General features: G+C 60.3%; 12 protein-coding genes and 1 pseudogene. 7 read left to right on the top strand and 6 right to left on the bottom strand.

Features of this window, described 5'->3' with window-relative positions; genetic code table 11:
* Nucleotides 1-8: 8 nt before the first annotated feature.
* Nucleotides 9-713: a transcriptional repressor LexA gene (gene lexA / locus FB466_RS06710; RefSeq protein ID WP_425460905.1), complete on the bottom strand. Its 705-nt coding sequence runs from the start codon at nt 711-713 to the stop codon at nt 9-11.
* A gap of 298 nt (nt 714-1,011) precedes the next feature.
* Between lexA and FB466_RS06705 the strand changes: the two genes are divergently transcribed.
* The gene (locus FB466_RS06705) at nt 1,012-1,731 is read left to right on the top strand and encodes a LysM peptidoglycan-binding domain-containing protein (protein WP_246054566.1); all 720 of its coding nucleotides are present in this window, start codon (nt 1,012-1,014) and stop codon (nt 1,729-1,731) included.
* Nucleotides 1,732-1,942: 211 nt separating this feature from the next.
* Here the strand turns inward: FB466_RS06705 and FB466_RS13720 are convergent, their stop codons facing one another.
* The 3 genes and pseudogenes from FB466_RS13720 to FB466_RS06695 all read right to left on the bottom strand — a co-directional run bounded on the left by FB466_RS13720 (nt 1,943) and on the right by FB466_RS06695 (nt 4,110).
* A complete protein-coding gene (locus FB466_RS13720; protein ID WP_246054565.1) occupies nt 1,943-2,398 on the bottom strand; it encodes a hypothetical protein in 456 nt (151 codons plus the stop codon).
* A gap of 195 nt (nt 2,399-2,593) precedes the next feature.
* A pseudogene (locus FB466_RS14000) lies at nt 2,594-2,845 on the bottom strand (helix-hairpin-helix domain-containing protein); the annotation flags it as partial.
* A 42-nt stretch (nt 2,846-2,887) separates the two neighbouring features.
* Nucleotides 2,888-4,110, bottom strand: a protein-coding gene (locus tag FB466_RS06695) for an IS3 family transposase (RefSeq protein ID WP_141917060.1) whose coding sequence is annotated in 2 segments (ribosomal slippage) — nt 2,888-3,825 and nt 3,825-4,110 — 1,224 coding nt in all. Because the reading frame shifts where the segments join, the coding sequence is not laid out codon by codon here.
* A 49-nt stretch (nt 4,111-4,159) separates the two neighbouring features.
* Between FB466_RS06695 and FB466_RS06690 the strand changes: the two genes are divergently transcribed.
* A complete protein-coding gene (locus tag FB466_RS06690) occupies nt 4,160-4,444 on the top strand; it encodes a nucleotide-binding domain-containing protein (RefSeq protein WP_141917059.1) in 285 nt (94 codons plus the stop codon).
* Nucleotides 4,445-4,485: 41 nt separating this feature from the next.
* Here the strand turns inward: FB466_RS06690 and FB466_RS06685 are convergent, their stop codons facing one another.
* Together FB466_RS06685 and FB466_RS06680 are read right to left on the bottom strand one after the other, a co-directional pair.
* Nucleotides 4,486-5,970, bottom strand: a complete 1,485-nt coding sequence (locus FB466_RS06685; RefSeq protein ID WP_141917057.1) for a PHP domain-containing protein — start codon at nt 5,968-5,970, stop codon at nt 4,486-4,488.
* Between the two features lie 321 nt (nt 5,971-6,291).
* Nucleotides 6,292-7,032: an SOS response-associated peptidase gene (locus FB466_RS06680; RefSeq protein WP_141917055.1), complete on the bottom strand. Its 741-nt coding sequence runs from the start codon at nt 7,030-7,032 to the stop codon at nt 6,292-6,294.
* Between the two features lie 95 nt (nt 7,033-7,127).
* On the opposite strand from FB466_RS06680, the gene FB466_RS06675 reads away from it, so the two are divergent.
* From FB466_RS06675 to FB466_RS06655, 5 genes are all read left to right on the top strand, one after another.
* Nucleotides 7,128-7,487, top strand: coding sequence for a DUF6907 domain-containing protein (locus tag FB466_RS06675; protein WP_141917054.1), 360 nt, complete (start codon nt 7,128-7,130; stop codon nt 7,485-7,487).
* A gap of 22 nt (nt 7,488-7,509) precedes the next feature.
* Nucleotides 7,510-8,172: a hypothetical protein gene (locus tag FB466_RS06670; RefSeq protein WP_141917052.1), complete on the top strand. Its 663-nt coding sequence runs from the start codon at nt 7,510-7,512 to the stop codon at nt 8,170-8,172.
* A gap of 51 nt (nt 8,173-8,223) precedes the next feature.
* The gene (locus FB466_RS06665; protein WP_246054564.1) at nt 8,224-9,747 is read left to right on the top strand and encodes a leucyl aminopeptidase; all 1,524 of its coding nucleotides are present in this window, start codon (nt 8,224-8,226) and stop codon (nt 9,745-9,747) included.
* Between the two features lie 167 nt (nt 9,748-9,914).
* Nucleotides 9,915-10,613 carry a phosphatase PAP2 family protein gene (locus FB466_RS06660; protein WP_141917050.1) on the top strand — a complete coding sequence of 233 codons (699 nt, stop codon included), beginning with the start codon at nt 9,915-9,917 and terminating at the stop codon, nt 10,611-10,613.
* 63 nt (nt 10,614-10,676) lie between these two features.
* The gene (locus FB466_RS06655; protein WP_141917048.1) at nt 10,677-11,657 is read left to right on the top strand and encodes an NAD(P)H-quinone oxidoreductase; all 981 of its coding nucleotides are present in this window, start codon (nt 10,677-10,679) and stop codon (nt 11,655-11,657) included.
* The last annotated feature ends 166 nt before the right edge of the window (nt 11,658-11,823 follow it).

Below are 11,823 nucleotides of genomic sequence, written 5' to 3'. Positions count from 1 at the left end.
ACCGAACGTTATTTGATTGAACGCAGAACCGCAACGACCTTGCCCAGAACCTGGGCGTAGTCGCCGAGGATGGGCTCGAATGCGGTGTTGCGGGGAAGCAGCCAGGTGTGACCGTCACGCTGCTTAAAGACTTTGACCGTGGCCTCATCATCGAGCATTGCCGCGACTATATCGCCGTTATCGGCCGTATTTTGTTGACGCACCACGACAAAATCACCGTCACAGATGGCGGCATCAACCATTGAATCACCGACCACCCGGAGCATGAACAGTTCGCCCTTACCGACGAGCTGACGAGGGAGTGGGACAACTTCTTCAACCTGCTGCTCGGCGGTGATCGGAATCCCGGCAGCGATGCGGCCCACGAGAGGGACCATCGCGGCGTCGCCGATGGGGCTGGGCGGTGTGATTTCGGAGGGCGAAGAGCCCGCGGGAGATGCTCTTTCGCCTGAGTTGGGCAACTCGATGAGGATTTCGAGGGCGCGTGGACGGTTCGGATCGCGGCGTAGGTATCCACTCAACTCAAGCTGATTGAGTTGGTGAGTAACGCTTGAGAGGGAGGATAAGCCGACCGCATCTCCAATCTCGCGCATGCTGGGTGGGTAGCCCTGCTGCTTGACCGCGTTTTGAATGACCTCCATGATGGCGACCTGTTTTGCGCTGAGGTTTTTACGCCGCCGCCGTGGCGGGGCAGTCGCTGCCTCGCCGGTGATGTCGCTCATGCGGTTCTCCCTATTAGGTCGATGGACGTGATGGTGTGCGGGCGGAACTCCCGATGTCAGTGGTCTCTGATTGAGTACTGCTAGCGCCGCTGGTCAAGCCGGTGCCGTACCCAAAACTGTAGTGATGTTTCAGAAACATGGCAAACATATATTCGAGTGTCGCGAGAAGTTTTGAAAAATTAGCCGAAGATTTGCTTGATTATTCGAATAATCGAAGATATATTCGAAACAGAGATTCGATAAGGGCTGGGAGTTTCAGCTTGCCGGGCATCTGTTGAAGGAGGAACCCATGAGTAACATCATTTCTTTCCCGCACGAGACAACGCTTGTACGTGAGTCGATGTCTGGATCAGGAGTCGCTCGCAGGCCTACCCCGCAGAGAGCGGTGGGCGATTATGAGGTACTGGGGCGCCCCGTTCTCAGCGGTGGTTACTCGTATGACCCGGTGCGGATGGCCTCGGTGCCTTACCGACCAGGCCAGAGCCCCTCCGCGAGGGAGCGGCTGCCCCAGGATCTGTTGTTGCGTGGCGCTTCGGTTCCAAACGACAGGGAACACCGCATACTGGGTCACAGTATTTTTGACCAAGATGTTTCCGTACCGCCGAGCGTATCTACGGTTACGGATGGCCTGGGAATTACCGAGTATCGCGTGAAGACTCGGCTTCGCCTCACTAACCGAGGGCGTGTGGTCCTCGTCGGCGTGATTGCTCTCCTTCTTACGTTGGTCGCCCTTTCAGGGATTTTGTTTATGTCGGGCTCGGCCATCGCCTCCTCCGCACCGTCGCAGGGGCTCACCTACATTACGGTTAACTCGGGAGATAGTCTCTGGGGGTTGGCCCAGCGCTTGGCTCCCTCGAGTGACCCGCGCGATGTGATCAGCGATATCCTTTCGCTCAATCGGCTGGACTCCTCCGACCTCGAGGCTGGCCAAGAGCTTGCTATTCCCACTCAATATATGGATGGTAAAGATTCTGCTGATGGCGGGGCGGGAGAGTCGGTTTCCGGCTAGCAGTGCTGCTCGCGGCCAATCATGCAGATGCAGATGCAGATGGTGCTTCGCTCGGTGCTGCTCACCGCTGGGGGTAACCGTGATGCTGGTGAGTTTCGCTTCGCGGTCGTGCGCGGTCTGCTTCCTTGTATTTGATCCGAGGGGGGTTCGACTGGTGATATCCGGATTGCCTCCCGTGGCCGCCGGACTGCGCCTCGGCTAGCGAAACTTTTTACGCACCCCTCTGCGTCGTGAACCCGGACCAGAGCTGGGCAAGATCCCATACCTTGGTAGCTCGTACGGATAGACCGGTCTCCTTGCTGCGGTGTGTGGTGCCCGCCACGACCATCAGTCGCGTGCCGAAGTGTAGTGAATCGGACGATTTCTGGGCCTGGCCGAGGAGCGTGATCTCGGCGCATCCGCTGCCGTCATCAAGGGCAACTCGGAGAGCTCGCTTACTGCTGTGCGAGGGCAGGGTCTGGGCAGTGACGCGAATGCCGGCCACCATAACCTCGGTGTTATCAGGAAGGGCGAGGAGCTCCCCGGAAGGGGTGACCCCGATGCTGTCCAGGAGCGGGCGGTATGACTCAATGGGGTGGGGAGCGGGTTCGTGCTCCAATGTATCGTGTTCTGGGTGTTGCTGTTCGTCCTGTGCGCGTGCCGAGGTTAACGGGGCGATGACCTTCATCTCCCAGAACTTGGTATCCGCCTCCCCGCCGAGCGTTGGCTGTGCGGTGTTGTCCTGTTGGCAGGTTGGTGCGGTGACGCCCTGCTCGGGTGTGTCTGATGAGCGGCTGTTTCGCCTGTATGTAGCGTGTGTACGCGCTGTCAGAGTGCGTGTGTAGGCGATGATCTCGCCCCGAGCGGTCTGTGGCGAGAGCGGGTCAAGCGCGCCCAGGGCTGCCAGCCGTTGAAGTAGCCCTTTGGAAGGGTTCGCTTTGGCCGCGAAATCGCTAATTGAGCTGTAGGGTTGCCGCTTCAGGATGCGTTCGCACTCCGCCGCGGTGATGCTCGGTACGCTCAGCAGGGATAGTCGGATGCCGTAGTCTCCCGGCCCTGCCCGTCTCCCGTGTCGTACTTTTAAGGGTTCTACGTGGTAATGATCGCGTGACGCGTTGACATCAACGGGGAGCAGCGGAATGGTTTGGCCTGGGTTTAGTTCCGACTATTTTGTTCATCACTCGACGGTTGTCACGAGTGACTGCGCCTCAGCATAGTACGCCGTCTCAACCTCGACCGGGGTTCGCCTGCCTAGCTCGCCGTGGAGGCGCTCATTGTTCCACCACCACACATACTCCAGGGTGGCGAGTTCGACTTCCTCAACTGTTTTCCAGGGGCCACGCATGCGGATGAGTTCTGCTTTGTAGAGCGCGTTCACTGACTCGGCCAGGGCATTATCGTAGCTGTCACCTACGGTCCCCGTTGAAGGAATCGCCCCCAGTTCTCTGACGCGGTTGGAGTAGACCATCGACATGTAGTTCGATCCGTGGTCGCTGTGATGCACGGCCCCGTCGAGCGTTCCACCTGATTGCCAGGCCGCCATCTCAAGCGCCTGCAGCGGCAGTATCTCAGCTTTCAGTGTTGAGGCAACGTTCCAGCCAACGATCTTACGATCAAAGACATCAATAATGAACGCGGTGTATGCGAACCCAGCCCACGTAGCAACGTAAGTGATGTCACACACCAACAACTTCATTGGCCCGTCGGCCACGAACTGGCGTTCGACGAGATCACCCGGCAGCTGATCCCTGACGTCACTCGTTGTTGTGAAGGCTCTCTTCGAACGACGTACCCCACGCACTCCGGCGATTTTCATCAGACGCTCGGTTTGGTCGCGTCCGATGACCCACCCTGCTCTGGTGAGGAGGGCGTGCATCTTGCGGCGCCCGTAGACGCTGTAGTGCTGTTTGTGGAGTTGACGGATCTCGGTGACGAGAATCTCGTCGCGTAGTTTCCTGACCGACGGGAGTCTGTGTTTCGCTGCCCGATATCCTCGGGACGTCAGAAACCCACGAATTGCCGAGCCCAGCACACGGCACAGGAACTCAACCCCGAAACGATCACGATAGGTATCGATGAATTGGATCATTTCGTTCGTGGGGGGTCGAGTTCCTTGGCGAAAAATATGCTCGCAGCTCGCAAGACTTCGTTTGCTTTCTTGAGTTCAGCGACTTCGCGGCGCAGTCGCCGGTTCTCCTCGTTCATATCAGTGGTCACGCCGGGTTTTTGGCCAGTATCGATCAGCGTTTGACGATGCCAGATACGCAGCGTGTCTGGTGAGACACCGAGGAGCTTGCCGACCTGGTTGCTGGCTGCGTTGAGGCTCGTATGCTCGGGGAGCGCTTCGGTGAGCATACGCAGCGCGCGTTCACGGAATTCTGGTTCATATTTGTTTGCCATGGTGTTCCTATCCTTGTTGAAAGTACGGAACTAAACCCAGGCCAAACCAATGCTCAGCAACAGGCTTCCGCTACGCACTCAAAAAAGTCTCGATTTTAGCATCACCGAATGCGATGTCCCTCACCCTTACGAGCTGAAATGGAAAGTCCTCAACCAAGGTGACGAAGCCAAACGGATCAACTGTATCCGCGGACAAATTATTTCAGGTAGCAAACTCAACGGTCACCACGAAGCTACCCAGTTCCGCGGAGAGCACTACGTCGAGTGCTACGCCATCAAAGACGGCGTGGTCGTGGCCAGAGATCGGGTTGAGGTGCCCATCACCACCGCCTAGGAACTATGGCAATCCGTCGGAAATGCACACAGACAGTGGCCTCAAAGACACCATGTGGTATTACTGAGGACCACTCCATACGTATCGTCGCCCTCGTATGTGGTTCCGTGCGCCGGGGACGTCTCGTGTGGAGGGAGGAGGGCTGCTCGATTCTGACCGTAGCGCTCAAAAATGGCCGTGTGGATCTCGGCCTGACGTGTCGATTCAACGTCAATACCAAGGCTGGGCAAGGTGGACGGGCTACTGCCGAGGAAACACTCGTGGAAGAGGCCATGTTCCAGCGGGTCAACAGCGCTGACACGCAGGAGATAATTGACGATTGAGCTGGTCCCTGACCCACTCGCCTGGTTGCGGATCCCTCTGTTGCGAATCAATTGGGACACGTCGGCCACCGTCAGGAAGTAGGCGTCAAATTCTAAACTGTTGATGGCGCTCAGCTCGGTGTGAAGTCTCTGGTGCACTCGCTCGGAGTTACGACCATCGAGTCTCGGGTAGCGCTCGGTGATGGCAGCCTGGCACCGCTCGGTGAGGATACGCTGTGCGGTACCGCTGAATCCCAGTGCGCTGAGTTCGGGAAGCCGGGGTCGTCCCCACCCCAGATCGGCAACCGGGTCGAGGATGCAGCGCTCGGCGAGCTGGTCCGTGGCGGAAAGAATCCTGGGGAGAGCCAGGGTGGAGAGCGTGGAAGCGTTGACAATGAACCGTGCCACCAACTCCATCGTCTGTTGTGGCTTTAGCCAGGCCTCACGGTTGTGCCGTCCTGAAGGGCTGACGAACGCGCAAAGCTGATCTGCTGAGTCGAATGGATCGTTCGTGGCTGTCGCATCCCTTCGCGCAGAGCGCGCCGCGTTGGTCAGAATGGCGGGAACGTGACCTTCCTCGGCAAGCTCCAGCATCCGCGCAGCGTGCTCGACGGATGCCGTAGCCCCGATTTCAGCGAAGTGGCAGACAATCTCGACCGCTACCCCACCGGGTAGGAGCGTATTCCACTCAGCAAGATATTGCCGGGCGAGGTCGTGGCGGTTATGGAGGACTGCCTGACCCACGTTGGAGTCAGGCCCGAGAAGGACCGTGGCAACGGGCCCCTCGCTGGTCTTCAGGAAGTTCGCGAGGAGCGATGCGGGAACGCTCGGTCGGACTCCGGGGCTATGTCGAACGGACGATGCCCCTGGACCGGATGCTCGCGGGGAGTGTGCCGCCGAGACGGTGCGGCACAATGCTGCCCATCCGGCTCCCCCTGCGCAGCCGTGGGCCACGATCACGACCGGGAAATTACCGCTCGGAGAAGCAATGTGAATGTCCACGCCCACGATGGGGGAGACTCCTTCGGCGATGCAGGCTCGTATGTGCTGGATGGCCCCGTAGAGGCCGTCCTGATCAGTGAGAGCGAGCGCGGGGGAGGGATCGCTGTCGTGCGCCCTTTCGGCGTTGTTGTGGGCGATCTGGGCAACGAGTTGTTCCGGCCTCTGCGCTCCATAGCGGGGCGAGAAAGAAGACGATACGTGGAGGTGGGTGAATCGGGGCATGAGCTAGCTCAGAACGTTGGTGAGGAACCAACAGTATGCGCAGGGTCGCCACCGGGGGCGTGCGGGGTAGTGACTAGATGTTTCTGGCCGGTCCACGCCATTTTTTCGGGGGTGTCCTCATCGGCGTGCCAGACAGTGATGCGCTCTTTTTTTATCGTTCGTACGGGACCTATCCTCAATGATTCGAAGGTTTGTTCGATTTAATCGAGTGTAGGCCTCAGCGCCCAGAATTGCCAATAGAGCGTCTGATGCTGTGCGGTGTGTGCTGAATCCGAAGGCTCTGGCGAAGAATGGCCGCCGGCCGGCGCCGTCTCCGCATCTCTAACGTAGAATGCGCCGTGGAGCCCCGCCTCGGGGTGACTCAACCGGGTGGTATTCCAGGGCGTCGAGCGCCCGATCGGATGCCTGCACCGCCGCATCCACCAGTTCCTGGTCACCCGTTGTGCTCGGATCAAGCCACGCCTCCCATGCATCGGCGGGCAGACATACCGGTGTGCGGGCGTGCAGATTGGCCAGGTGCGGTGGGGCGGTCCGGGTGAGAATGGTTGCTGATAGTGTCCAGCGTGCGGGGTTACGCGGGTCCACCGCGGGATCGGCCCACCATGAGTACAGCCCCGCAAATGAGAGCGGTTCACCGTGTGTGTCCGAGTCATCTGCTACCGCACGACCCGACACAAAGTATGGCGTCTTGGCCCTGCGCCCGGGTGTGTGCTGATCCGTCCGCCATTCGTAGTAACCGTCGGACGGAACAAGGCAGCGCGTGCGGGCGACTGCACCGTGAAAGCTCGCGATCCGGGCCGCGGTCTCGGAGCGGGCGTTGAATGTGGAATACCGCTGTCGAGCCTCGCGGGCAAACGGCGGGATGAGCGACCAGCGTGCCGCCTCCAGCCTGCGGCGCGTTCCTGCGGGATTCTGGGTATCGACCACGTCAACCACGATTGGCACGGGGTCAGTGGGGCGAACATTGAACCCGGGTTGGGGAAGGTTATCGCCCTCATCATCAACCCCATAAAACGCCACGAGATCGAGGGTGGTCTGCGCCACCACGTATCGTCCACACATGTCCACATGGTACTCCGGCCTCCGGGTGAGGCTGGTGTCAGAGGTGCCTGCTACAACTGTGATACTCCCGCCCGAGAAATCAGTGAAGGAGAGCTATGTCGTCATCACACATAAACCGTGTACCCTGTGGATGCCCGCCCTGGTGCGTGCGCGACCACACGGCCCGCTCCGAGCCCGATCCCCTCCACGTGAGCGTTGAGGAGGGCGTTCCTGTCGTGCTGCGTCGCAGTGAGTGGGTCGCCGGTGTGGGTGAGGATCGGGTCGAGTCAGGTGAGTGCACGGTTGTCCTGTGGCAGCGTGTTGGCAGCAGGAATACCTGGGTCTATGTGGGAGCCCGCACCACCGACGAGGGGCGCGGTGGCTTCGAAATGAGTACCGAGAGCGCCCAACAACTCCTGTGGTTGCTGGCCGACCGGCTGGGAATGGAGAACGAACGCAGGTCGCCCACGACATAAATTTTCTCGCTACCCTGAGTGCATGACGAAAACTGTGACCTGGGACTACATCGACGAGACCAGCTTCGACGCCGACACCCCAGACAAGGCGATTGCCGCTGCCGAGGGATTCCTTACTCTCGCCCGCGATCCACAGACCCGCTATGAGGAGGACACCTCGCCCGCCGCCGTACTGATCTCGGCCTCCGAATGCTTTTACGACGGACTGGAGCCACTGCGCGCTTATGAGGCTGCACGTGAGGCCCAGGACGTCGAGGGCGAGGTGGCCCCGGACAAACGTCTCTACCTGATTGACGCTCTCCTGCGCACCGGCCAGACAGTCGAGGCGGGTGAGCTCGCTCAGGCGGTCTGGAATGAAGAGATTCTTGATCCGATGGTCTACTCGTTCCTGGGCGATTCCTATTCGTCTGTGAACGATGTGCTGGCGGGTCAGCGCTGGTACGACCGGGGTATCCGGTTGATCGAAAAGATTCTGGAAGACGCCGATAGCTTCGACCGGAACGAACTGGCCGACATCTTTGAGAGCCGTGAGTTACTTCTTCTCGGTCGCCAAGCTGTGCGGGAGGATGGCGGTCTCCCTGCCGATCGCTGGGATGAAGAAGCTCTCGAAATCTTGGCCGAGTACGATGAGGAGGCCGACGAACAGGACACTGACGCGGATTCGATCGGCCCCACAACTCGATGAGCAGGGTAGGCCTCTGTTCTCATCACCATAGAAACAAGGAGTTTTACCAGAGTGAATAGTGCGTACAAACTGATTCCGGCCGGGTTCACCCCAGCCCCCTCCCTCGATGCCGAAGCCGTGACGCTCGCCGTTCTGCCGGCACCCTCTGCGGAGGCTGGAGCTATCGGCTACGTTGTGGCCAGTGATGGCGAGGTTCCTGCGGATCTTGGCCTTGATCGGGCCGCACTCGCCGCCGCTGGATTTGAGGGTAAGTTGGGCCAGGCCCAGCAGCTGCTCGGGGCAGGCCCCGTGCGCTATGCCGTGGGCATCGGTTCAATAGCTGACCGCTCGGCTGCCACGCTGCGCGATGCCGCAGCCACGTTTGCTCAGGCCGCCCATCGCTTTGGTCACCTCGCTTTTGTGGGGGTTGACGATTTTCAGATCGACCCCGCCGCGGCCGGGCAGGCACTCGCTGAGGGTGTCATTCTTGCGCGTTATCGCTATACCGAACTGAAGTCGGCACCACAAGATCGGGCACTCGCCGTGTGTGAAGTCGTCTCGTCCTCCGCCGATGGCGCAAGTCTGGCTGGTGGAATTGCCCGCGGCCGCGTGATTGCGGTGGCGACCACCCTGGCCCGAGACCTGGCGAATACTCCTCCCAGCCACCTCACCGCCGCCAATTTTGGTGATCTTGCCGAACAAATCGCCCCTTCGTTCGGTATTACGGTGGAGACCTTCGACAAGGCTCGGCTGATTGAGCTGGGCACGGGTGGCCTTCTGGGCGTCAACGCAGGCAGCGTGGAGGAGCCCCGGCTCATCAAAATCCGCTATCTGCCGGTTGATAACGCGGGTGAGCCGATCCCGCCGCGCGGTGAGCTCGCATTTGTGGGCAAGGGCATCATGTACGACTCGGGTGGGATCAGCCTTAAGCCGTCTGATCCCATGCACCTCTCGATGAAGATGGACATGGCTGGTGCGGCTGCGGTGTTTGGCGCGATGACCGCCCTGCGCGATGTGGGCTGCCGCGCTGCCGTGACGGCCTACCTGATGTGCACCGATAATATGCCCTCGGGATCCGCCACCAAGCTGGGTGATGTCCTCACCATCCGTGGCGGTACCACTGTCGAGGTGAAGAATACCGATGCAGAGGGTCGCCTGGTGCTCTCTGACGGTCTGGTTCTCGCCGCCGAGGCTGAGCCGGACGCGATCATCGATATCGCCACTCTTACGGGTGCCGCCCTTGTTGCTCTCGGCACCAGTACGGCCGCCGTTTTTGGTAATAACCAGGACCTGGTCAACCGCGTGCTGGACTCGTCCGCCGCCACTGACGAACCATTGTGGCAGTTGCCGCTCGAAAAGAAGTACCGTGAGCAACTCAACTCCGAGATCGCCGACCTCTCAAATATGGGTGGGAAGTATGCCGGTTCCACCCTCGCGGCGCTCTTCCTCGCTGAGTTTGTGGGTGAGACTCCCTGGGTTCACCTTGACATCGCGGGCACTATGCAGTCTGAGACCAACGACGGCTGGCGTCCACGTGGGGCTACGGGCTTCGGCACTCGTCTGCTGATTGATGTGGCAGAGAGTTTTACCCGGTAGCGCACCGGTGAGGCCTGATCGGACCACAGCAACTAACTAGTCAATAACCAGCTCCATCACCGTCACGGAACGTGGCCAGATAGGAGTGAGGGCGGTAGCGTGGGGCACATTGAGGTCTTCGTGATGTGGTTTCTCCGAACTACTGGAGCGGAAAGTTGGTAGATGCGATGCCCAGATCATCCGGTATTCTGCCCCTTTCTGTCGCGTTGCGCCGCCGGATGAGTGTCGCATCCGGCGGCCTTTTCCTCGCGGTTATCGTCCTGGCCGTGGTACTCCATCACGGTGTGGATGGTGCCTGGGCCGTTGCCGACCGTTCGTGGTTGGCCCTCATGGTGGATGCACGACAGCCCGTTCCCCTCAGTCTTGCCTATGCATTCAACGAGGTCGGTGCCGGTCTCTGGGGTGCCGTTATCATTCCGTCCGTGTCGGTGTGTGTGGTATTCCTGGTCCGGGGCCCCCGCTCGGCAGGCTACCTGGTGACAGTCATGATTCTGGCCACGCTCGTGACCCAATTGCTCAAGCGTGTGGTGGCCCGGCCCCGACCGGAGGGTATGCTCGTGACGAGCGATTTTGGTTCGTTTCCCTCGGGACACTCGGTGCAAGCGGTGGTGTGGGTGGTCGCGCTGGGTCTCCTTTTTCCATACGTTGGGGTGTGGGTGGCGGGTGCACTCTACGCCCTCGCAATGATGTGGAGCCGTACGTACCTCGGTGTGCACTGGCTTACCGATGTGCTGGGTGCTGCTGCACTGGGGTGTGCCGTTGCTCTGGCCTGCTACGCCGGGTACGGGCGGTGGCTGCGGAATGAGCGGCGACCGCGAGTTTCGACGTCACACGCGTATCGGACACGGCACCGCCGCTGTCCGTGATGTTCCTCCGGGGTCTGCGACTACTCTGGAATCGAAACGTTGGGCAACACCCAGGAGGCGGCAATGAGAGTAGCTGTGTATACCGGCGCGGGAGGTCCAGAGGTGATCAGGATGGAGGAGCGCTCTGACGCGTATCCGGCCTCGGGAGAGGTCGCCATCCGTGTGGCCGCGGCCGGGCTCAATCGAGCCGATGTTCAACAGCGCAGGGGTCTTTACCCGCCGCCCCAGGGAATCACCGACGTGCCGGGGCTGGAGGTTTCCGGGCAGATCGACTCGCTCGGCACGGGCGTCACCAGCTTCAGCGTGGGCGACGAGGTGTGTGCCTTACTTGCGGGCGGTGGCTACGCTGAGCGGGTGGTCTGTCCGGTGGATCAGGTGGTTCCCCTCCCGGCAGCCGTGAGTCTTCGTGATGCAGCCGCATTACCCGAGGCTGCCGCGACCGTGTACAGCAACCTGGTGATGGAAGCCGGGGTGCGGGCGGGCGATATTGTTCTGGTGCATGGCGGTGCGGGCGGCATCGGTACGATGGCGGTGCAATTGCTCCGCGCGCTCGGGGCGACGTGCATTGTGACGGCCGGCTCTCCGGAGAAACTCGAGGTTGCGCGCACCCTCGGGGCAGACGTGCTCATCAACCACCGCAGCGAAGATTTTGAGGCGCGCGTGCATGAGGCTACGGGTGGTCGGGGTGTTGATGTGATCCTGGACGTTGTGGGTGCTGCCTACCTTCAGCGCAATATCAACTGTCTCGCCACGGGAGGTCGGCTTGTCATCATTGGGCTGACCCGGGGTGCCGTTGCTGAGATCAACCTGCGCGATCTGATGACTAAGCGTCTGAGGGTGATCGGTACTACGCTTCGGGCGAGACCCACCGACGAAAAAGCCGCCATTATGCGTGAGGTTGTCAAGCGGGTCTGGCCGCTCGTGGCTGCGGGGCAGATCAGGCCCCTCGTCGATCGGGTCTTTCCACTCGTCGAGGTAGCTGCTGCCCAGGAGTATTTCGATTCGGGTTCGCACACGGGTAAAATTCTGCTTGTGAACGGTTGAGGGCTGATGCTTTACACATTCTGGGCTCCCTGCCAACGACAGGAAGCCCAGAAAAATACCGCACACTAGTCGGGGTTCTGGGAACTTACTGCACAGAACTGTGGCGAATAGGCACCATAAGAAAACTGATGGGTCTACTATCGGTTTGGTTGATTTTTGATGTGTG

This window comes from Klugiella xanthotipulae, assembly GCF_006716695.1.
Lineage (GTDB): Bacteria > Actinomycetota > Actinomycetes > Actinomycetales > Microbacteriaceae > Klugiella > Klugiella xanthotipulae.
This window is presented reverse-complemented; position numbering and strand designations above follow the sequence as displayed.